17 protein-coding genes are annotated in these 23,464 nt (G+C 44.4%); 1 reads left to right on the top strand and 16 read right to left on the bottom strand.

The genetic code is table 11. From position 1 onward, the window contains the following. From ACRC32_RS00005 to ACRC32_RS00025, 5 genes are all read right to left on the bottom strand, one after another. Window positions 1-942, bottom strand: a 942-nt coding sequence (locus tag ACRC32_RS00005) for a c-type heme family protein (RefSeq protein WP_438552060.1), incomplete at its 3' end; no start/stop codon positions are given. A gap of 330 nt (window positions 943-1,272) precedes the next feature. Further along, window positions 1,273-2,217 (bottom strand): FHA domain-containing protein, encoded by a 945-nt coding sequence (locus ACRC32_RS00010; RefSeq protein ID WP_438552061.1) that lies wholly within the window; start codon window positions 2,215-2,217, stop codon window positions 1,273-1,275. After that, entirely contained in the window at window positions 2,214-3,809 is a 1,596-nt protein-coding gene (locus ACRC32_RS00015; RefSeq protein ID WP_438552062.1) for an FHA domain-containing protein, read from the bottom strand. The genes ACRC32_RS00010 and ACRC32_RS00015 overlap by 4 nt, the downstream gene beginning before the upstream one ends. Before the next feature lie 217 nt (window positions 3,810-4,026). Further along, the gene (locus ACRC32_RS00020) at window positions 4,027-5,229 is read right to left on the bottom strand and encodes a DUF4159 domain-containing protein (RefSeq protein ID WP_438552063.1); all 1,203 of its coding nucleotides are present in this window, start codon (window positions 5,227-5,229) and stop codon (window positions 4,027-4,029) included. Continuing rightward, on the bottom strand, window positions 5,198-6,331 hold the full coding sequence (locus ACRC32_RS00025; protein ID WP_438552064.1) for a phage tail protein: 1,134 nt from the start codon (window positions 6,329-6,331) through the stop codon (window positions 5,198-5,200). Before ACRC32_RS00025 ends, ACRC32_RS00020 begins: the two co-directional genes overlap by 32 nt. A gap of 46 nt (window positions 6,332-6,377) precedes the next feature. On the opposite strand from ACRC32_RS00025, the gene ACRC32_RS00030 reads away from it, so the two are divergent. Continuing rightward, window positions 6,378-6,515, top strand: coding sequence for a hypothetical protein (locus ACRC32_RS00030; RefSeq protein WP_438552065.1), 138 nt, complete (start codon window positions 6,378-6,380; stop codon window positions 6,513-6,515). Here the strand turns inward: ACRC32_RS00030 and ACRC32_RS00035 are convergent, their stop codons facing one another. From ACRC32_RS00035 to ACRC32_RS00085, 11 genes are all read right to left on the bottom strand, one after another. Beyond that, window positions 6,516-8,753: a putative baseplate assembly protein gene (locus tag ACRC32_RS00035; RefSeq protein ID WP_438552066.1), complete on the bottom strand. Its 2,238-nt coding sequence runs from the start codon at window positions 8,751-8,753 to the stop codon at window positions 6,516-6,518. Window positions 8,754-8,755: 2 nt separating this feature from the next. After that, entirely contained in the window at window positions 8,756-9,172 is a 417-nt protein-coding gene (locus tag ACRC32_RS00040) for a GPW/gp25 family protein (protein ID WP_438552067.1), read from the bottom strand. Window positions 9,173-9,352: 180 nt separating this feature from the next. Then, entirely contained in the window at window positions 9,353-11,860 is a 2,508-nt protein-coding gene (locus ACRC32_RS00045) for a VgrG-related protein (RefSeq protein ID WP_438552068.1), read from the bottom strand. 31 nt (window positions 11,861-11,891) lie between these two features. After that, a complete protein-coding gene (locus tag ACRC32_RS00050) occupies window positions 11,892-15,644 on the bottom strand; it encodes a hypothetical protein (RefSeq protein ID WP_438552069.1) in 3,753 nt (1,250 codons plus the stop codon). Window positions 15,645-15,659: 15 nt separating this feature from the next. Next, complete coding sequence (locus ACRC32_RS00055; RefSeq protein WP_438552070.1) at window positions 15,660-16,175, bottom strand: phage tail protein; 516 nt, start codon at window positions 16,173-16,175, stop codon at window positions 15,660-15,662. Window positions 16,176-16,513: 338 nt separating this feature from the next. Further along, on the bottom strand, window positions 16,514-18,097 hold the full coding sequence (locus tag ACRC32_RS00060) for a serine/threonine protein kinase (protein WP_438552071.1): 1,584 nt from the start codon (window positions 18,095-18,097) through the stop codon (window positions 16,514-16,516). A 45-nt stretch (window positions 18,098-18,142) separates the two neighbouring features. After that, on the bottom strand, window positions 18,143-18,670 hold the full coding sequence (locus tag ACRC32_RS00065) for an FHA domain-containing protein (RefSeq protein WP_438552072.1): 528 nt from the start codon (window positions 18,668-18,670) through the stop codon (window positions 18,143-18,145). A gap of 11 nt (window positions 18,671-18,681) precedes the next feature. Then, a complete protein-coding gene (locus tag ACRC32_RS00070) occupies window positions 18,682-20,805 on the bottom strand; it encodes a substrate-binding domain-containing protein (protein WP_438552073.1) in 2,124 nt (707 codons plus the stop codon). A gap of 44 nt (window positions 20,806-20,849) precedes the next feature. Beyond that, window positions 20,850-21,539, bottom strand: a complete 690-nt coding sequence (locus tag ACRC32_RS00075; RefSeq protein ID WP_438552074.1) for a response regulator transcription factor — start codon at window positions 21,537-21,539, stop codon at window positions 20,850-20,852. A 17-nt stretch (window positions 21,540-21,556) separates the two neighbouring features. After that, complete coding sequence (locus tag ACRC32_RS00080; protein ID WP_438552075.1) at window positions 21,557-22,717, bottom strand: sensor histidine kinase; 1,161 nt, start codon at window positions 22,715-22,717, stop codon at window positions 21,557-21,559. Window positions 22,718-22,798: 81 nt separating this feature from the next. After that, the coding region (locus ACRC32_RS00085) for a hypothetical protein (protein ID WP_438552076.1) at window positions 22,799-23,464 on the bottom strand (666 nt) is incomplete at its 5' end.

Genomic DNA, 23,464 nt, shown 5'->3' on the forward strand with positions numbered 1-23,464 from the left:
ACTATTCTTTTTCTTGCGCTCCAGCATCGTCTTAGCTATTTCCAAACTAGATTTCATTCGATTGAAAGATGCTGCCAAGATCCCAATTTCATCATTAGAACGTTGTTCAAAATCGGCATCTGTCTTGCCAGTACTAACTGCCTGAGCAACTTTAGAAATTTGCGCGATTGGCTTGATAATAGTGCGCTTCAATAATAGATTAACCACAATCAACACAACAGTAGAGATAGCAAACAGCATGACCATAGTTATCTGCCAAAACCGACGAGCAGCTGCAAACACTCTATTTGCTGGAACATAAATAATCTGGGCAAAAACAGTTTTATTTAATTGCCAACCAAAACCATGTTCGCTACCATAAATTGCTATCTGGCTTTTGGGCGCTTTATCTGGGGTTGAATGGCAACGCAGACAGCTAGCATCTGTAATTGTAAAACGTCGAGCAATATAAAAAAATTCTCCGCCTGGAAAGGTGCGAAAACCCGATTTTTGTGTATCGGCTGGTTCTTTAGTAAATTGCTCGATCAGCTGGGTTTCAAATCGATCGGCGCGATCGCGCAAATTAGTTGGATTTAGAGCAGCTTCTCTATAGATATAGTCTCGGTAGTTGTCGTTCTTGCGAAACTTATCAAAAACCTCGATCGCAGAAAAGGCTGCTACTGTTTCTGGAATAAACTTTGGGCTAGTTTCTAGTTGAGATGTTAAGAGGGGGGTTATGTTTTCGTTAGTATAGCTCCTAACGGCACTCATTGTTTGTAAAAGTACATCTGCTTTAGTTGTTACTTCTTGTTGCGCTCTTTGTTGTAGTAAGTTTGATAGGCTAGTACCGCTAATTAAAATAGCGACCAGAAAAACAAATAATAAAATTAAGTTGAATTTGCTTGCAAGTTTAAGATCTTGCAAAAATCTCAATTTATTAACTATATAGCGAGTTCCTAACATAATTTTTGAATCAGTTATAGAAAATTATTTTGGTATGCAGAGCAAAAGGATTTGATGCAGCAGATCTCGGTTAAGATTCGATCCCCCCTAGCCCACGGACACTTTACTCAAGTCGGGAAACCCGCCTACGTCAGTGTCCTCCCCTTAATAAGAGGGAATTTAAAGCACCCTTAACAAGGAGAAAACTTAAAACCCCTTTTTTAAGCAGAGAACTTAAAGCTCTCTTTTTAAGGGGGTTGGGGGATCTGCAAGAGCTATGCATCCTAACTGAGAAGTATTGATTCGCGATCGCATTAGTGTCAGTTAAATTGGCAGAATATGGTTTGTAGATTATGGTGTAGAATCCTCTGATTTCTCTTGTTGCTTTCGATCTTCTGAACTCGAGTTGTTGAGTGGATCGGACGTTGCTTGTCTAGCTGCACTCTCCGGATCGGGTTTCTGAGGAGACGTAATCTCTCTCCAGGCAGAATTGAAGGCAGCTTTAGTTGCAGAGCCGAGACGATTTTTTAGCTGTGTAGCTCTTTTAACAGCAGCAGAACCTAATTGACTGCCTAGTTGTGAAGTTTTTTTCGCGGCAACAGAGCCAAGACGGTTGCTAACTTCTGAAGTGCTTTTGACAAATGACTGCCATTGCTTTTCTGCCTGTTTTTCAATCTCCTCTGGTTCGAGCAAAATCTTGCTTTCAATTGACTCACGGGCTTTACGGATTGCCTTGATGTATGCCTCCCGTGTCAAGTTACCTGCTCCCTGTAACTCATTCAGAATGCGTTTATTGATTGCAGCGAACAACGCTAGAGTTTGTTGTTTGGGATCGTCTACTTCTATGTTTGGTGGTATAGCTTTTACCAACGCACTTGACTGTGACACAACATCAGCTTCAACCACCTCGACATTGGAATCAAAGTGCCAAGGTGCAACAGCATCTAATGGTTTAACAACTGTTGCATCTTCGGGAAAATCGCTAGTTTCTTGAATAATCAAGACAAATTCTCCGGCTTGGATCGCATCTCCATTTTTGAGTAGATAATCCTGATTGACTACAGCAGATATACCATTAATTAAGGAGCCATTTCTGCTACCAAGATCGGTGTAGTAGATTTCTCCATTTTGGTGAAAAAACTTACCATGCAGCCGACTGATATCAGAGCTATCCAAAACCAAACCAGAATTTTCTGAGCGACCTATTAAACAAGTATCCTCCCGTTCAAATAGATCATTTAAGTCTAGTTCAGTGGTTTCAGTCTGGGTTTGCGAATTAAACACTTTAATTTTCATTGCCCCGATCCTTCAGCTAAGCTAACTTTTGGAGTGGATGCAATTAAATGCTGGAGATATCCTTCAAAAGCTTGAGCGGTTGCCAGATTTGTTGCTAAGATCACTTGATTCACATTGCAAGATCTCGATAAAGCTTCATCATTTGCTTGTGTCGGTTGGGGAACCAAGAAATCTCGCAGAAAAATTACACCTAGAAGATTTTTAGAGGCGATCGCCGAATTAATCTCTTGATAGCCGCCAGCAGTTAAGTTAAGTAGTTGGCGACTCACGGGTATGTCGTATTGCATCAAAGCTTCACCAATAGCAGCAGGAGCCATAAACAAACATTTGGAGAAAGTTGCTTGATGGCGCTCGATAAAATCAACCAACTCTGCTTTTTGGCTATCGTGAGCCAGAAGAACAATAGATTTTTCCTTGAGGATTTCTGGAACTGCTGAGATATCATCGCGATCGCTAAGTTCTTCGTCAGTCGTTTCATTGGTTGGGGGAACTATTTCATCAGTGGATTCCATACTTATGCAGTCGGGCAGATCGGTTTGAATGTAAGTATTCTCAGTGAATGCGGCTTCAACTGCTAGATCTTCCGTTGGTATACTAGCTGCTGGCGTAAAAGGCTCTAAAGACTCTTCTACAGTGCTTGCTTCTGCAACTTCCACTGGTACTGAATCTTCTGCAACAGCTACCGCATTTTCCTCAACAATCTCTTCTGTAACAATCTCTTCTACAACTGGAGTATCGGTATGGGATACTTCACCAGGATCTGGTTGTTCGGCAATAGCTGCAGGAATCTCTGCGGCATCACTTTCTACCATATCTTCTGCAATATCGCTGTCTACCATATCTTCTGCGAGATCGTTTTCTAGCAGCTCTTCTGGGATATCGCTGTCTACCATATCTTCTGCAATATCGCTGTCTACCATATCTTCTGGCGATATCGACTCTGGTAAGATAGTAGATTCGTCCATAGTTATTGCTGAGATATCTTCGTGAGGCTGTTCTAAGGAAGCATCGGCAAGGATATCTTCAAGATCGGACTCAGCAAGATCGGATTCGGCAAGATCGGACTCTTCTGAAAGAATATCATCGCGATCGGACTGTTCCATATTCTCCAGTTCAGTGGTCGCTGCTGGAATCTCCTCTGCGGCAGCTTCGTCTACGGGTGTCATCTCACTTATTACTTCTGGTGAAGATAGAGTTTCTGAAACAATAGCTTTCGCGCCATTAGATGGAGATGCAAATGCTATTGGTGCGATAACTGTAGCATCTTCATAAACCCCGCTAATCGGTTGTGGAATTAGCAGAAACTCTCCTAGATGAATGACATCTCCAGCCTGGAGTAAATAAGCTTTATTTTTTGTAGCAACTTGATTATTGATTAAAGAGCCATTGGAACTGCCCGTGTCAGTAAAATAATATTTGCCGCTCTTGTAAGAAAATTTACCATGTTTGCGACTAATATCAGTGCTTTCGAGAACCAAGCCAGAAGTAGCAGAACGACCAACAATGCATTTTCCATCGCTGCGAATTGCTGATGCTAAGTCGAACTCTTGAAGTTCTTCATTAGTTTGAGAATTGATGATTTTGAGTTTCATATAGTCTCCTTGTACTAGCGTTCAATAATTTGAACTGTGGTGATTTTATTTAAACTAAGCAATTGTGAGGCTAGGGCAAGATATGCCTTTATTAAACATCAACTTGCAGAAAAAGAAATTCGACTTCTGTCTAATTCTTTTCCCAAGAAAGATAGGTTTTTAGATAATTGCGCGATCGCCTTGAAACTGTTGCTAATGCTATAATATGAACGATTTACTACCACTGTCCTGAATAATCTTCTTTTTGCAGATTCATGAGTTGCCGACGTTTCCAGGCGTAGTGTAAAATGTTGACTCCTAGCTCTTGAGCAGTACGAATTGTGACTCGCGATAAGCTCAGTTCTTCATCTAGTCCCCAAGCACTACCTAAGTTACCGATCGCTAAGATCAAGCCCCCACCACACAAAAGTTGGATTGTCTGTCGATCTACTAGTGGTAATGCAGCGAATAAAAATGGTCGAGTGCGTAAAGGATGATCGCGCCGCAATTGCTCTAGCGGTTTGAGCGGAGTTTTCAGTTCTTGAGCGGCTAAGGATTGTACCGATTCAATTAGCTCGGTTGCCTCTGACGGCACATCTAAGAATAAGATACCACCAGATTGAAGATAACTTTTTAGTGCTTTGAATTCGGAAGCGTTAAGCGATAATTTTTGTTTACCTGTGAGATACAAAAGATCGTAGATTTGGAGATCGGTTGTCCAATCGACGCGATCGATAATTTCTCCTCCTCGGAGTGACGGATAGAGTGCTTCAAGCGCTTGCAATAAATAGGAGAGATTGAAAAAATTTTGACTAGACTCAGAATCGTCGAAATTAACTTGAGCAACGCGCAGCAAAGCTTGGGGACGAGCCTGAACTTGAGTGCGATAGCGCAGATCGATATCACCATACCCCGGGAAGAAAACGTCAGCAGGTTGGGTAATTGCTTTTTTGTCAATTTGTAGGCGAATACGGCACAGCTCAACGTCCCAAATATCAGGAGGAGTGCTTTTTTCATCAATGCGGAACATTTCCTGCACAATTTCACGCTGTTTTTGAGCTTCTAGTTCATCTGGATCGCGATATCTTGCTACTACATACACCATAACTGGCTCAGAATCCTGCAATTCGGTAGTAATCCGAAAGTTGAATGGTTTTGGCAGCACAATTGGATTTCCAGCAAGATCGATCGCGATACCTGGTTGAATTTGCACCCAACTTCGATCGCGATACTCGGCTGCTACTTCTTTCGGAGCAGCGATCGCCCGCACGCCTAAACCACAAACTATACCTGGTTGATTCAGCGATTGATAGTGTACGTTCTGGCGCTGACGGTGATAACTGTGGGCGTGTCGCCAGCGTTCGGCATTAATCAGCAGCCCGTCAGCAACTTGTAGGCGTTCAAAAGGGTTAATTGGTGGAGCGGGAAAGGGACGTGTCATAAAGATTTTCAATAATTAATTCGTAGGTGCAAAAAGCTGGCTTTTCGGAGTCAAGAATTTGCCGTACTAACTGCTCGTCAATTGCGCGATCGGATCGCAGTCGTACTACAAAGTGATAGGGATTTCCGCCACCTAACACAGCATCCTCACCGATACGGGAATTTCCTAGCACCATTCCCGCACCGAAAGGTTCAGTGATGCTGATATGCTTATTAGCTTCTTGTGGAACGTCGTCATCTAAAGGTAAGCCCGTGTATAAATGTAAATAAAGGCGCAATCCCCTACGAGTACCACGCCAGCGATACAGCTCCATAGCGTGACGAATTAATCGCCGCTGTTGGTTGAGGTTCCAATGGGGTTCTACATGCCAAGCTACCCAGTAGGATAAAAAGGGCAACAGCGCTTGGGGGGAAGTCAAGGGATCTAGATTTGCCCACATACTTCTGTAGCTATTGACCACAGGTTCAAAAGCCTGCTCGAAGATACTAATCAAGCGGTTAATAAAGTCTACTTCTCGGTATAGCAGCGGCAGGAAATTGACATAGTTACTGTGAGGGCGCACGTACAAATCGAAGTTCACCTGCTGCATATATTCCAGCACGGGCTGCTGGTTGTGGCTGCGGCGCTGATAAACCGAGAGAGAACCGCGCAAGTTAAGGTTCAAGCGTTTTTTGTTACCAGATTTAATCGCTTGCCAATCTTCAAAAAAATTGCTGGGAATGAGAAACAGTAGTTCTCCAGACCATTTTCCTTTAGCTGGAATTTCTATCTCCTCTAGATCGATCGCCTGCCATGCACCACTCCTATTAATTGTATTAATGACTTGTTTTGGTGTCTCTGGTACGAGCTGACACCAATCAGCTGGAAAATTACCCTCAACCCAAAAGAGCAGTTGCAGGGAATGGACTTCCCAGTTCTGCACTTGCAGTATCATGCGGGCAGGTCCTCCTGGGTGTAGCACCAAACACGGATTCTTTTGTACTGCTGCTGTTGCTAGCTCGTTAAACCCCGCTAACACCGAACCTGGCTGAGGCACAGCTTCAGGCAGTTGCATCGGAGTTAATTGCAGACTGATACCGTGTCGATCGAGGGCTGAAATCATAATTGAAAAAAGTCAAAAGTTAAAAATTGTAGGGGAGGACACTTACGTGCGGGGGTTCCCCCCGTTGAGTAAAGTGTCCGTGCGGGTTCACCCGAAATATTGGTCGGAGTCAAATGCGATTGGTAAACCCGCCCGTACAGAAGTTAAAAGTCAAAAATCTCTGCTGTTGATAGTTACGAAATAATTACGCATTTATCTGTCTTACGTCATGACTGGAACGCTGGCGATCGCCAGCCCAAGAACAAATTAGCCCCAAGGAACCAGGATCGATGAATGGTTCTGGTGCGGTTTGTCGCTGCCAAGTTTCGCCTTGCCGTCGCAGGGCAAATAACAAAACAGTCCCTAAGTAAGCTACTCCAGGTGTTTTTTGCAGTAAAGCCACAATATCAGAAGTATAAACAGGGCGGCCGAAGTTCCAGCCCGTCCCTTCTAAACCTCCGCTCAAAGGGTTGAGATAGCGATAGAGCGATACTCTCAGTTGATTCAAGATCTCCCGCCGCGCAGTAGGATTGTTGTAGGTTGGTTCTATTGCTACTTCGGCTTGAACGGCAACTCCAACGTACTCCGGTACTTGCAACTGTACCTGTACTCCTAATAAGCGGCGTTCATCTAGATAGTTCATGACCTGTTGTTGCAGTGCGGCTGTGAGGGCAAATCGTTCCGGTGGAATTCCCAGTCCTTGAGCGATCGCGTCTGTATTAGCTTGAGGTACGACTAACAAACTGACACGACCAGCAGTTTGACTCTCACTTGCACTTAAACACTTGACGCGGGCGATCGCTCCGGCTCCAGCGCGTTGAGTTAAGACTTCAAAATCTTCTGCGGTGACAGCGCGATCGCGAGTCCGAAGTATCCGAGGCGCTTCTAACACGGCTCGATCGAGTGACTGTGCATCTGCGCCGTTACGAGCTAGATAGTGATTTGTGACACTGGCAACATAGGGAATTGCTGACTTAAGAAATCGCAGCGTCCCAACTTGCACGTTGCCTTTTTTCCCGCCGCCTGTACGATAGGCAACCATTGTAATTACAGAGCCGCGAGGAGGCACTGCCCCATATTGATGCTCTAATAGCCTTTGCTGTAATTCACCACCTGAAAACGTCTCTTCAGCTAGTGATGCTTGAATGCGATCGCCCGACGGCGCTTGCAGTTTCAACGCCTCTGGCTCTCGAATTAGCGGTCCGAATTGAATCGTTCCCGTCAGAGAATCAATGGTGTAGTGTAGGTCTGCGGAACTAGAATCAGCAAAGTCTGTAACCTCCTGCCAGATTTGAGGCAACCCGCTAGGTGGCGCGACTTCTATATGTTCGCCTGCTCGGCGATCGAGAATTGGTGGAGATTGTACCTCAAAACTTTGTCCTGGTCTGCCATCACTAACTCCTAGCTCTTCTTCGCGAATTAATAGACTTTGACTGGCTCGAACAGTGCCACCGATGGTTCGCACGGCTAACCCCGCGATTCTTGGCGAATTGGTATAAACAGGTTGATGAGCTTGAGGAGCCGTTAAAACGCAGCGCAGCCAATATCCTCGATAAGTTGTAAAGCTAGTAATGGGCAAAGATTGGGGCAAGTGGAGTACGACATCAGCCCCTTGCTCCAGATCGCTCCCCCGTTGGGCAATTTCATTAAAACTAAAGCCTCGTGTAGTATCGTAGGACTCCCTCAATAATACTGGTTGCCAGCGTTTACCGTTCCAGGCTTCCCAGCGGCGCGGGGGAGCGTGAGGATCGATGCCAGTTGGCGTACCTCTGGCTCCATAAAAAGTAATAGCTAGGACATTACCGTTGAGGCAGTCTTCTGAAGCAGCGGGCGACTCTCCTGCCTCCGCGCCAATATCAGCGCAGCCGATCGCCAGATAAAAGCAATTTCCTGGTTGTGGTTGTTCGGCAAACAACAATTGCTCGCTTCCCGACCAGGCACTTTCACCAAAACGCTCCCAGCGACTAGTGCGATCGCTAAATGTTTTGGGAATATCTTCTGCGGTTGAGGCAGTTAAGAAATGCCGCAGGATTGGTTTTCCAATTGTTAAGTCCTCATCCGTACTAAAGATAATTGCTTCTTCAGTTTCGGTGCGCTCCGTTGCAACTTCCACCCCTACAGGAATTGTATAAGCTGATGGCAGATCTGTAGTCAAATAAAACGTTAAGTTTGTTTGGGCAGGAGTAGGAGGATTGAGGCGAATTCCTAATAACTCTAGAAACGCAATATAGTTTTTTCGGGGTACTTGATTGAAGCGGATTAACATCTGGTCGGTCAACCAGGCAAACAATTCAATCAGCGTTACGCCAGGATCGCTGAGGTTGCGATCTGTCCACTCTGGACAATAGCGGGGAATCCGCAAGATACACTCATCGACTAATTCGTCAAAAGTGCGATCGTCCAAATTAGAGTTAGGTAGTTTTGGTAAAAAATCAAATTCCACAATCACTCCGATGTTGAAACCAGATAGAAGGGATAAACAAGGCTGTAGGTGTCAGGATAATTTTTCAGCCGATAGTCGATGGTAATATCTACTCTTCCGCGTATCGGGTCGGGTTCTGTCCGCACGTCATCAACAATAATCCGAGGTTCCCAAATCTGAAGTGCTTCTAGGATATATAGGCGAATCCGCAGCATTGTATCAGTGTTCAAGGGAGCAAAACTTAATTCTCCTAAGCGGCATCCAAAATTAGGACGGTAAACGCGCTCTCCTAATCCAGTACGTAAAATAATCCAAATTGCTTCCTTGACCTTCTGAGCTTGGGCACTGAGTTTAATTTCTCCCTGCACGTTTAACTGTAAAGGAAAAGTCAAGCCCGTGCCTAAGTATTCTTGCTGCTGCTCGTCCCACAAGTCTGGCATACAGGTAATCCTTATTATCCAGATATGTTATTTAGAATATCCAGCTAGGGCGGATATTTCTATTAGCTGAAAGTCGAATGAATTGCTTATTTTAATAATGGCTTACATTGAGATATGAACTTATCGCTGTCGCGGTTAACAGTTAACGATACTTCAAAAATTCTATGCTCTGGCAAGTATCTAGGGCAATTTGATATTTGCCACTTGGCTGGCAGCAATGAGTGGTGCTAGCTGAGTGATTGACGCTGGGGGTGGTACAGGAGCACCGCCTAGCAAAATTCTAGGCGCAGCAAGTCCAATGACGACTGGAGATCTTAATAACATAGTTGTATTAGCACTTAAAAACATTTGTGCTTGAGCATTCAGTAACATAGTTGGAGCGCTTAATGACATTTTTGTCCCAGCTTCTAATGACAGTTCTCCGCGAGCGCTCAATGAGAGATTTCCTTTAGAGCTGATTGAAACAGTTGGAGGCACGCTGCGGTCTTCCATTGTTATCTGATGCCCCCCAGATGTTTGAATCATGACAGACTTTTTCATTCTGCTGTCATTAAGATGCACATTGTGTCCGCCAGATGTTGTTATATAAATGCCTGCTTTGGTTCTAAGGCTATCCTCTTCGACAAATTGAATAGTGTGCCCTGTGCGAGTTTTGATTGTACGTAACCTAACTCTACCTCTTCGGTCAACTGTTTCATTTACTTTTTCAACAGTTTTATCTACGCCATTCCAAACGCCACCAATTATGTATGGGCGATGGATGTCTCCATGTTCAAAACCAACCAGCACTTCATCATTGATTTCTGGCAAGCAATAGAATCCACGATTTTTAGCTGCTCCTAAACCAACAACTCTTGCCCAGTTGCTCTCATCTTTTTCGTTAAGCGTTGGTAGCTTGACCTTTACCCGTCCCCACTCTTTTGGATCTTTATTATCAGTGACAATTCCTACCATGAGAGTTTGACCTGGTTGCAGATGCGTCTGGGGCGCTAAGGTAGAAAGCAGAGTTCCCTCGTGCAGTCCCCTCACGCTGAATTCTGTACTGTAAAGGTTTTGGCTGTATAAGTGACGGGTTTCTGTAACGTAATATTTACCGCTATAGCGATCGCCCATTCCTTTTAACTGTACGACTTTGCCTGGGCGAATTTTGGGGTTGCCATCGGCTCTAGCATCAGCACAGATAAACTCTCCGCCTAATTCATTGCAAAGAGCTTGAGCTATCTTTTTAGCTTCACGAGCGTTAGCAACTGGTTGGTCTACCACAACCATTTTGGGAGGCTTACCACCTTTAAATGCCGTGCTGGTGCTACTTCCCTTCTTATTACCCGTCGTTGTAACTACTTGCTCGGCTTTAGCAGTTTCATTAATTAATTGTTTTTTAGAGTAGTCCCAACTTCGTACTTCTACACTACTGACTTGCTGGGCACTAGTAGCGCGAACGCTAAAGCTATTAATCTCATCTAACCACTTTAGTTGCAAAGATTCATTGTTCTTGGGCTGGCGAAAATAGAGCTTATTATCTTGCACGAATAGTTCAAATCCAATCCGCGCTGCTCTTTCCCGCAGAAATTCCATGTTAGTTTGGTTTTCTTGAAACACATACTCATGCGGCGTGCCACTACGATCGACTTGACCAATTTGGATACCGGACTCCTTAGCAAGTTTCCTCACAATGTCGCTGTCGGTAGTATTTGTAAAAGACCGATTGTAGCGCCCGCGATGCAAGCGATGGGAGACATCATAGCCTCGGACAACAATATGAGCCTTTGATTCATCTGTGAAATTCACTTCCATAGCAGTAATTTCACCTTCAATTAAGCTCGGCTCTTTTAATGCTTCTTTAAATGCTCGGTCTTCGGTGGTACTAGCAGCAAAACCAATTGATATGCGATCGCCTATTTTAAAATAGCGATCGTGTCGCCAAGCCTCGCTGCGATCGCTAGCTGATAGGTAAGTATTATGAATAACCAGCGTAAACATGGCTGGCAAATGCAAACTCTCCTCTACACAAATTTCCAGCACGTCCTTCATCAACTCAGGTGGAGCGATCGCGCCTCCTAGTTTCAGGATGAGTTCAGATAGGTAAAGGTTTTGGCTATTAGCAGACATAGTTACTCTACCAGCAGATTGCTTTGGAGCTGTACTTTGAGTGCTAGATGAAGTTGCTGTGCCACCTGCGGGGTGTTGTGGATTTGGGATTTTTGGACTGTTAGATGGAGTTGCTTTGCCACCAGGAAGATTTTCTGGATCGACTTCTCGCAAAGTCATGTCTACTAACGCTCGTACAGGCGTACCGTCTGCCAGAAACATCGTGAGCTTGTAGGTTAAGCTTTCTATGACACAATGAAAATATTTATTTTTCCAAACAAAAATGTAAACAGGTGGGCGCGAGGGAGCTGTTGCCTTCGCACTCACACCTTGTTTGATATTGTCAATGTACTTTTGCATTACTGATGTCTTCGTTTCATATGTATCAAACAAAAGATTGCTCAGCGTCAGTTGATAAGGTGCAACCCCAGAAAAATTGACTTTGGGCAAAAGGGATGAACCCCTATTACCAGGTTCGTCTTCCCAGTTTGCCGTTCGTGTAAAGCTAATTTCTGTGGGATTAAACATGAACTCAATATCTTTTGCCTGAGGATTGAAGGGAGAACTGTGAACTATAAGTTTCGCTTTCTCAAGTGGCATTGTTGTTTTTCTCCAAAAGTTAAATCGAGAACTACCAAGGTAAACGTCCAGAGTAAAAGCCGTGTCTTTCTCGTTCGAGTTCCAGGCGTTGACGCAGGCGTTGATAAATTTCCCGTGCTAGCATTTCCAGAACGTTAGGGTTGGCTTTTGTCGCAGATACAGCAGGCATTTCTATTGTGTGGGTGACGGCTGCTGCTGGGGTAAATGAATCGGCACTCACCTCTCCCCCTTTATCAAACCCTTTGGGTTGCACAAACGATTTGACTGTCATCTGACGAGAAGTTTCTGGAGTAGATACTGTAGCTGAATCTTGATGATGTATTTTCTTGGAAGTTGATGCATAGCTGTTGTCAGTTGCAACATTGCTCAATAGTAAATCTTCAACGCTAGACCACCGATCGGGAATTGCAGTAGTAGGAGCAGAAGAGTTATAATTATTGGGTTTGCGAAAAATTAACTCGGTTGCGGTGTAGTGAGTTTTGGGTAGATGAGGTGAATTTTGTGGAGTTTCCCAGCGATCGGATTGTAGCGGATTGAGGGCAGAGGCAGGTTGTGCTTCAGTAGCTAACTGTAGAGTTGGGGAAACTAAAGTTTTGACAACGCCAGGTAAGGAGGTATGAGTTTGGCGCTGCACTAAATGCTTTGGTGTCAAAGAGGGATTGACAGGAGCATCCGAAGATTCAACTTTAGTCGTACTCTTAGGTAAGTTTTCTACCGAGTTTCCCTGATTAATGTGCTGTAGTAAATCAAGATGTTTCTGGGCATCTGTAGCATTAACTACAAATTCCCCAGGAGTCAGCATAGCAGGTACGGTATCTGACGGTGCTATAGGCTTACGACTGAGATTAGTAGCAGCTGGCACTTCTCCTCCTATTGCCAAGCCTTGAGGTGGAACTTGCTCAAAGAGAAATACGCTCTCGCTTTCTGCTGAAATGTCCGATCGAGCAGAGGTGGTATCTTCAAAGCTTGTAGCTGGCGCTGCTGGGTGAGATATTGATAAATTGCGATCGCCTGCTGAGGAAATATCTTTAGGAGATTGCTGAGTTTCAACAGGATTGATGCTCCGCTCAACCATACCAGGAGAGGTGTTTTCTACCTCTACGCTCGGCTCATCATTGTCAGGAATCGCGATATTTGCAGAAGTAGGAGTGCGATCGCTTACTGTTAGTTCCCGACCGCTAATTTCGCCTGTCGGCGCTAGTTGGACAGGAGTTGTTGGCTCGAACTCTAAAATTCTGTCTGGACTAGCGGGTATAATATCTGCTATCTGAGATTCTAGAGCATCTTTTTTTGGTTCGTCTCCTTTGTTGATGTCACTTGGCTCAACCGCAGATGCTAAATCTAAATCGCTCTGAAGATTGTCTTGCTGCCTGCTTTCTTCTACTTCTGTTGTTGCTTCGAGTAATTCCTCTGGCTGTGCAGGTGAAAAATCTCCGTTAGCTGGCAGTTGACTGCGTGCTTGAGTAGTTGAATCAATAATCGGAACTTGCTGTGTCAGATTTGATACGGTTTTATGAGCAGTTGTGTTGCTGGTTGTCGATTGGAATTGAGTCGTTTTTTTCGTGTCTTCTCTGGTTTTGTTTTTTGAACTTGATGTTTGACTAGTTGGATTAACCAAATCGCTCTGTTGTGTAGGTTCCTCCAATGCATCAACTGAATAGGAGAATAAATCTTTAGATCTAATGCTGTTGCGATCGCTTGCTTCATGACTCTCACTTTCTGGTACTTCCGACAGAAATAATTCAGCAGTTTCAAATTCAGTCTTCCACTCTGGTTCTTGCTGCTCTGACTGTTGCTGCACCGAATCGGATGAAATTTCACTAGTCTCAAATTCAGTCTTCCACTCTGGTTCTTGCTGCTCTAGTTCTTTTTGCTCTAGTTCTTTCTGCTCTGGCTCTTTCTGCACTCGATCGGAAGAAATTTCGTTGGAAAGATTTTCTGGAGTAAGGAAGTGGCGATCTCTAACGACAAGTGGTGCCTCTACGCCCGTCTCAGTGTCAGGATCTGAAACTTCTTGAGTAGAACGAGCAGGATCGAGTGTTAGCTCTCGATCGCTAATACGATCTTGCCCCACTTGTAACGCTGGCAATTCTTCTAAATTCTGTGTTTTTAACGGCGTACTCACCTCTGTTCTTTCTTTGTTTAAAGAAGGTTGGAGGGGAATTTTGGGGAAATTTTGGGGAAGCTGTTCTGTAGTTAAATTGGCTGTCCCAGTATTATCTAATGCGGAGGAGATCTTTTGCTCGTCCGGTTGTTGCAGCTCTTGTGCATTTTCTCTCTCTACTAGCTGGAAGTGTGGCGTATTCTCTCCAGAGTAGAGATCGCTCGACTCCTCGACTTGAGGTATGGAAACTTCTGCTTCCAGAGGTGCAATCGTCGTAGGCTCTATTGGTAGTGAATTTGGAATTACAGTAGATATCTGCTCGGAATGAATAGGTGTTGGTGATGCCAGACTGTCTGTTTCTCCAGATGGGTGTAAGCTATTAGGTTGAACGATCTGTCTAGCTGGGATGTCTTCTGGAGTCGTGAAGTTGCGATCGCTAACGATAAGCGGTGCCTCTACACTCTGCTGAGCAATACCAGGATATATTGCTTTTTGAGCCACAGGAGTAGAGTCAGGTACGGTTGGCTCTGAGTGTTGTAGTTCTGGAAGTGGCGCTGATGGGATCGTTGTCTTGGTTTGAACTGGCGTAATTTCTAAGTCACTATTCAGCAGCGTAGGTACTGCTGGGGGTACGGGTTGAGCGGCTTGAGCTGAGATATTCTCTGCACGGGGAGCTGATGCAAGTGAGGCGGATTGTGGAATATTCTCTAAGGAAGAAAATGAATCGTTTGCTGGAGAAGATGGGATGCGATTGCCAACAAACTGCGGTGCCTCTACGTTCTGTTTGACGTTGCTAGGAGTATCATCAGGTGATGTTAGCTGGCGATCGCTAATTTCACCTGTCGGCGCTAGTTGGGTAGAAGTTGTTGTGTCAGGCTCTAAAATTCTGTCTAGGTTGGCAGGTATCGCATCTGTAAGTTTGGATTCTAAATTATCTTTCTCCCCCTCGTCTTCTTTATTGGTATCATTCGATTGAAGGGAGAACTCTGCATCCAAGTCGCTCTTTTTTTTGTTTTGTTGCCCATTTATCTCTACTGTTGCCCTTGGCAATGCCTCATGCTGTACCGAGGAAAGAGCGATATTTTCTTGCAGTTTTTGTTGCAGTTGAGGGCTTGAGTCGATATTAGGAACTTGCTCAATAATAGGCGCTACTGTTGGTCGCTCGTTTATTTTTTTAGGTGAGACTTTTGTTCTAGATTTAGACTGAGTAGCTTTTTTAGTTTTTTTCTTGCTTTGTTTTTGAGGTGATGTTTGAATTTCTGTGTTTGCTACAGCGCGATCGCTTGCTATCTCGTCAACTACACGAAATTTAGGAGATAAAAAACTTTGATATGTAACGCTGTTTTCATGGACAACTTCATCGTTTTCTTTTTCTTGCAAAGTATCAGATGAAAATAGTTTTGAAGCATTGAAATCGCTATTCCATTCTGGCGACTCCTGCATTAAACTAGACGATATTTGTGAGAAATCTGTTAAAGGTTGAAATTTGAATAAATTGTAACTTAGCTGTCGATATGAAGCTAATAAAAGGCTGGGTAGTTTTACTAGGGGCTGAAGAGATACTAAAAGATTGTTTGCTCCCAAGAAGGGAGGTTCAATTCCAAATGAAGGAACAGAGTCATGTCCGTTTATATCTTTTTTTAGATGGGTAGATGATGAATTCTGTTGTTGAAGTGACATTTTAATTCATTTTGATTATTTCCAACTGCTAGATGCAAAAAAGCCAGAGGCATCGCGTGAAGCAGACTCACCTCCTGCTGAACTTTTACCAACTTTCAAGCCTTCGATCGCTAGGGTTAATTCTTCGATCGCTACAGAATTTCCATCTGCTTGTAATGTAGAAGTTTTCCAACCTACGGGAATGCTACCGATGAGAGTCCAACTTTTCATTAACTCACCTGCTTGGTTAAATACGAGAATATTAACGTTACGCCGTTTATTTTTTTGCTCAAATACTTCACCTAGCCATTGAGTAAAAGTTGGATCGTCCGTAATTCCGCGTTTGAGAGTAACGTCTGTAAATTCTGCATGACCGAGAGTAATTCGTTGCTGATCGTTGACTCCTCCCTCAAAGTAAACATCTTTTTGAATTTGAACGCCAAGTTCCGAACACTCAGAAAAACAAGCAACAATACTACTGCCTATTTCTATATAAAAATGATTAGAGGTGATGTAATTGTTAACATGGCTGCTGGAAGTTGTCTTAGGCATCCTATATCCTTGTTCTACGATAATTATTCAGTCTTTCTTGCTGAGATTGTAGATCTGTTGCTAACAGGTCGTAAACTCGCTCTGTTAGCTTATTTACAAGTATTGGATTTCTAAGATATGTTTCTGCTACTATCAAAATGTCACTATCAAATCTAGTAGTCACTGGCACGTAAGTTGCTGGAGAAGTTATGCTTCTAGGAGAAAAGCCAGAAGGATTTACCTGCATTTCAACTATAAAAAGAGATGTCTATATCTATGCTACGATTTAGGCACTATACTCGAAAGTAGCCAAAAGTCGAACTAATACTTTTCTGATTTGACTGCTGCCGTATTTTCTTTTAGGAACGCGATCGCGAGTTGCGAATCCAGGCTTCTATCTTGCGAATTAAGCGTCTAATAATGCGATATAGGCTGAATGTAGCGCGTAAAGCGGCTCTGCGTATTTGCTGAGAAATTCTCCAAAAGCGTAGCAAGAGGGGTTGTCTTTGGTAAATCGTCCGATTTACATCATTTTGTTTTGATGAGTTAACGCCTTGATATATCGTGCGATCGGGTTGATTTTGTCTCGATAAGTTAACGCCTTGATATATCGTGCGATCGGGTTGATTTTGTCCTGGTGAAGCTACACCTTGGTAGAGCGTTTGATTTTGATTTGGTTGGTTTTGTTCTGGTGAAGCATCGCCTTGGTAGATTATCTCATACAATTGGTTTTGTTCCGGTGAAGCATCGCCTTGATATATCGTGCGATCTGGGGAACTGGGTGCAGGTGAAGCATCGCCTTGATATATTGTTCGATCCGAATCCCGATCGCTAGAGTCCGATATTTGTGGTGTTGATGCAGATTCGGCAGCAATCTGAGCAATGGTGTTAGAATCATCCACCTCTGGTTTTGCTAAGGGGATCGCTTGCCGAGGCACAGTTGGGCTATCTGTGATTGCTGGTGATGGCGATTGAGCGATCGTATTGCTAGAACTAGTTGAGGTGACGGAGGGACTAGGAGCGATCGCCCCTGACAAAGCTTGCTTCAAGTCTGCTATCGTCGCAAAACGATCTTCAGGAGATTTCTGCAAACACTTCAGCACTAAAGCATCTAGTTGTGGGGAGATCTGCTCGCCTCCTGGCTGCGATCGCAATGGCTGTGGCGATCGAGAAGTATGTGCTTTTGCCCAAGTAGCTTCACTAATTTGCTGGGTTTCAGAGCCAAGCCCAAAAGGATCGGTGCCGCTGAGCATCCTGTAAAAAATGATTCCCCAACTATAGATGTCAGCCCGTCCGTCAATTTCTTGCGAGATGACTATTTGCTCTGGAGCGGCGTAACGAAAAGTTCCGAGAAATATATCTGTAAAAACCGTATACTTGCTCTGGCTCAAGGTCTCGCGAATTTTTTTAGCAATACCAAAGTCAAGAATCTTGACCAATCCTCCTAGTGCTGTTGGGACTAAAAAGATATTGTCTGGCTTGAGATCCCGATGTACGATCTTGACCCGCTCGCCCTTCAGCACAACTCCAGCGTGAGCCAGTTGCAAACCCACACAAACCTGTCTCATAATCTCTGCCGTGCGCTTGACATTCAATCGCTTTTGTCGCTGAAGCAATCGTCCTAAACTTTCTCCTTCTAGATATTCCATCACGTAGAAAGGAAAGTCTTCTGGAGTAGTGCCAAAATCTAAAATCTTGACGATATGTTCGCTATTGAGAGCCGTACACAGTTCCACCTCGCGCTGAAAACGCTGATACATTTCTGTCGATTTTGCCAACGATTCCTTCAGCAACTTCAACGCCACTGGTTTGTTCAACTTGGTATCTATTGCCAAGTAAACTTCTCCCATCCCACCCATACTGAGACATTTTGATATGCGGTAGCGATCGCCCTCACCAACTAAGCGATCGATCCAAGGATTATTCTGCGAGGGAGAACTCATTGTTGTATCACTCCAGCGTTTTGAGCAGACCGCTTAACAAAAGCGTCATTCCGGTTGCACCAATAAGACTTTGAGACGCACTAGCTGATTTTGACCTAGTTGCAATTCGTCTCCATGATTGAGGCGGTAGGATGAGCCAGGGGTGAGTAGATTGCCATTAAGATAGCTACCATTACGACTACTATCGACAATCGTGTAGGCGTGTTGCGATTTATCCCAAAAGAGGCGGGCATGAGAACGAGAAATTACCCCTTCATCAGGAATTCCGCTTAGATCGATCTCTGGAGCCTTATCGCTGGCGCGATCGCGACGACCGACGATCCCTGTTTCTCCAGATAAATAAAAATCTTTACCGCTCGGATGACTTAACTTCAGTTGGGGACGCAAGGAATTCGGTTTGGCGGGTGGCGGTGGCTGAGGTCGAGCAGTGGATGCTTGAGTCGCAGGCATTGAAGCAGCCGGAGATTCACCCACTGTCCCTAGAGGAGTACCACACATAGGACAGACCTTGGCATTGTTGGGCAAGATCCGATTGAAAAAGACGCAGCTAGGTTCGGGGCAACGATTCGCCATAGATCGGGTAGCTAGGGAAAGGACATAGAAGGCTGATAGTCTCTAGGGATAGGTTGGAGTGGCACGATTCCGGTTTGCTGTAAGAGAAACTGCCCGTCACGAGTTTTGAGCAGATCGGCAAACATCGGAGCAGATTTAAAACCAGGAAGGCTGTTATCGTTAGGATAAACGATCGCCAAGGGAAAACCCAAGGGATAAGTGCTTTGGCGATATGCTGCGACATTGGGGAAGGGTTTTTTCTCCTGACATAAGTTATCAGCTGGAGTAATCGGTACGAGCTTGTTGTCAGTTGTCTCTCGTAGTAGAGCTTGTACGGGTGGCGCGTTTCCCTGCACTAAAGCCAAAGGAAACACCTTACACTGATCCCACGTTTGTACGAGCGTACCAAAACTAATCGTACCAGCTTCTAATTGTTGCCCTTGCTGCTCGGCGAAATCAATTGCTCTTAGAGTCTGAAAGGTCGAGCGTTGTTTTATCTGTCTAAACTTAGCGATCGCTTCTGGATCGTTATTTAAAACTATTTTTTCAAATAATTGTAAAGCTTCTGGTTCTAGGGGTCGATAGGGTTTGATGGTGAGATTGGGAAGATTGGGATTAAGGTCTTGCCAATTCTTTACCTGACCTGTAAAAATTTTTCGCAAATCGTCAAGACTAATTTTTCCTTGTAAAGCGGCGGGAAGATTTTGAGCTTTGTAAGCAGGTACAAATACGAGTAAACCATCGTAGGCAATCTGTTCGCTGTTGAGCGAGGGGGGTAATTTATCTATTAAGCTCGTAATCGCAAAGTTTGCTTGGTTATTCTGCTCGGTTATTGTTTTAAGCGGAGAAACTGGAACTTTTGGTTTTGTATAAATAAAGCTAGCAGCAATGTCCGCGCGAGGACGAGTCAAGATATCGTTGAGGGGGCGATCGCTCAAAGGTCTTTTACCCACAACAGTTGTCCAAGTACTATCTCGTTCTGCTGTATAAGGATATTTACCAGCTTGGATCGTGTTGAGATCGTTAAAGCTAGGAACCAAACGTTGAAATTCAGCAAAATCATCCCCCTGTTCCCGATTGGACTGCGATCGCACTAGCCATAAAAGTCCCCCTAGTAAAAGCAACGGCAATCCTACCAGCCAGAGCAACTGTCGCCTCCCGAAACTTTTACCTTCAAAGGTGCTAGGGGCTGCTGTCGTTGCCATTTTGCCACTTGGAAGTTGTAACAACGCCTGACGTGCTGCTTCTGCACTGGGAAAAGGAGTTTCTAGTCCTAATAAGTGGTAAAGGAATTCTCTTAAGGCTGGATCGGTCTTAGACCAAAGCTGTACGTCGCGTGGATCGGGCGATCGCTCTGATGTTGGCTCCCGATCTCGTCCCAACCCCAGATAGAAAGCAACATGACCTAAAGCCACGAGATCCTGCGCTGGTTCTGGGATGGGAAATGTATTAGGGGGAGGGTCAAATAGCCTTTCCCAAGCAGCGAGGTCGCAGGTATAAATGTAGGAATTTTCGGTCGCGATTAAACTCTCTAAGCTGAGATTGCCGTGAGCCATTCCCTCCCGCACTTGCCCAGACGGTAAGCGGAATTTCTGAGCGTGCAGAAATTGTAAGGTTTGTAGGACTTGAGCCAGCAAGTCGCGCACTCGCTCCGGTGGCATTGCTCCGTTTTGTTGCAATACTTGACTTAAATTCGGCGCAGCAGCTATGTTACCCAAAGTAATTAGATAACAGCGATCGCCTTGTCGGTCGGCAATAGCTTCCCAAGGCATAAGTAAGCGAAAATCTGGCGATTGATTATTGACCGGACTCATCCCTGCGATCTGCGTAAACTTGGCTTTTCGCTGCTCAGCTTCCTCGGCATTAAAATCACGACTCGGCAGCAGGTACTCTTTAATTACCACTGGCTTACCATCACTGACTTGAACGCCTTTGTACAAGCGTCCCATTCCCTGCGATCGCACAAACTCTGTAATGCGATAGATATCTCGACTGCCGCGAATTTCTGCCTGTTTTGGTAAAGTGGCAGGAAAACCGCATTCTAAGCAAAATTTGGCGTTCGGCACTTCCTCGGCTGTTTTCAAAGGGCGATCGCAACTTAAGGGTGCATTTTGCCAACAGCGATAGCTTCGAGCATAAGGATCGGTAATAGACATAGGGGAATCAAATGTCAGAAATTAAATTGCAAATTATTAATTGTTTACGGTTGTACCAGTCCCAGTTTCATCGCCGTCACGATCGCTTGGGTGCGGCTGGTTACTTGTAATTTCTCAAAAATGCTGGTCAAGTGCGCTTTAACGGTGGCAATTGAGATATATAACTGTTTGGCGATCGCTTCGTTGGATGCTCCTCGTACCAACCACAGCAGGACTTCGACTTCTCGATTCGACAATTGACAGGTTTCGGCTGGAGTCGTGGAAGTCGCCTGGGAAGCTTGAAACTGCCGGAAAAACCGTGTAGCCACCGCAGAAGGTAGGTATACTTCACCCCGTAACACAGTGACAATGGCATCCCATAGCTGCTGGGTTAACTGAGACTTGAACACGTAACCCATTGCCCCAGCTTGCATGGCGCGATAAATCCAGTAATCCTCTTGATGGGCTGACAGCACCAGTGGCTTAACTTGCTCCTGCCTTTCTTGCAGTTGCCGCAGTACCGCTATTCCATCACCATATTCTAGTTCCATGTCGAGTAGCATCAGGTCGGGATGTCGCTGTGTTGTCAAAGATATAGCTGTTTCGACGCTGCTGGCTTCTCCAACTACGGTACAGCCTCCACCTTGTTCGGCTCGATAAAGATCGAGTAGCGTTCGTAGCCCAGATCGAAAGTGTCGGTCGTCTTCAACTAGCAAAATTGATAACGTTTTTGTTTGTCCCGATCGCGCTAACATAAAACTGCCTCCGTTAGCTAAGTTGATGTGAGAAAACGCGGGAGAATCAGCGAAAATTCTGCCCCTTTGACAGGCAAATTTTTTGCCCATAAGTTGCCTTGGTGAGCCAGTACTACTTTTTGGGCGATCGCTAGCCCTAAACCAGTGCCACCAGGACGGCAAGAATAAAATGGGGTAAACAAATACTGCAAATCGGCTGGTGAAAGTCCCGTTCCTTCATCAGCAATAGAGATCAGCACTTCGCTATGAAATACTTGCCAGTCAATCGCGATCGTGCTGCCAATTGGACTAAAGTGGATAGCGTTACTGAGTAAGTTGTCAAAAACTTGTTTCATTTGTAAGCGATCGAGGCTCAAGACAACTGAAATATCGGGATAGCGAACTTGTAGTTGTTTTTCGGCAATCCAAGCCTGAAAACCTTGAAGGCTTTCGACAATTAAACCCTGCAAATCTTGTAGGGTGAATCGCAAAGTTTCAGAATCGCTACAATAAATCAGTTCTGTTAAATTTCTATCTAAATCTTGAGTTGTTTCGCGGATGATAGCTGCCCGATCCTGTAAAGAACCTCGTGTTAAACTGCGATAGAGAGTTTCTGCATACAATCCAATTAAACTGAGTGGTTGGCGTAATTGGTGTCCTACCCGCTGAATAATTTGTTCTAGAATTTGAATTTGATGCTGTTGTTGTAAAGATTCTAAATGACGTTCTAAATATTCGCTGACTAGCACTGCTGTTTGTTGGATATATTGCTGCCAACTGAGAGAGAGAATGTCTTTAGCTACAATCAAAAGATACTGGCATTGCTGCTGTTGATAACCATACGGACAAAAATACACGACGGTATTTTCTAGACGTTCGCCAACGATTTGAAGTAGTGAAAAAGTTGGAGGAAATTCCACTAGCCAGGTTTCCGAACGTAGCTCGGATAATAGATCTGGCGAAAAAGGCAGGGGAGTTTCTGCCGCTACCACTTGTCGCCGCGCTCCAGAAAGGGGATCGATATAGATGATTTGCGCCCAAGCGATCGCCGATTGAGCCGTTAATTGTTCTAATTGAAATTGTAGAAAATGGCACAGTTTTTTAGAGCTATCAGTGCTGTGTCTGCGCTCTAAATTTAGTATATTTGAGCCTGAAATTAGTTTGAGACTACGATTTAAATCGAGTATTTTGTCCGCCATAATTATCCTATAGATATAGTCTGATTTGAGCTGTCAGATAAGAACTAAAAGATAGCCAGATGTAAATTATTAAAATCTTCACTATTTTTTAGGAGCTTTTAAAGTTGGGGATATAGGCTGTGGGAAAGGAAAAATAGGAGCGAGAGAAGTTGGTGAGGGGGTGGGCTTTGGAGGTGCAGGCTGAACTTGTACTAGGAATGCTTGTTTAACAGATTGTTGCTGGTTGTTAGTGACGGTGAGAACAATTTGGGATAAATTTGTCGTGGCTTTCAGCGTACTGGAACCACTAGCCGTAACATTACCAAAAGGATCTAACGTTACATTGACATCATCGCCCTTAGTTTGCCACTTCAAAGTAATATTTTGTCCCTCTTTCAAAAATACAGTAGGAGACTGTTGCGAAGTCTTGCCATTAAGGGTAAAAGAAATAATTTTCGGTGCTACAGCTACGACTTGAACCTCAATCGTTTCTGAAAGTTGAGGTTGCTGCCGATTATTGGATTTAGGCTGTAGTTGAAGTGTATATCCGCCTGGTGTCGCAAGTAGTTTCACGGGAACATCGTTGCAGGTTAATTCATCATTAAGCGGCTGCGGACAATTTTGACGCAAATTTTGAGGAATTTTGGTATTAAAGTTGAAACTTGTGGGAGCAATTACAACGCCGTTGTCACTCTTACCGATCGCTAATAACTGTGTCATTTGACTAAAGTTTCTCACTTTCCAACTCAACAATATGCGATCGCCTTG

Origin of the sequence: Chroococcidiopsis sp. (assembly GCF_051657925.1) — a bacterium.
In the GTDB taxonomy this organism is placed as follows: domain Bacteria; phylum Cyanobacteriota; class Cyanobacteriia; order Cyanobacteriales; family Chroococcidiopsidaceae; genus Chroococcidiopsis.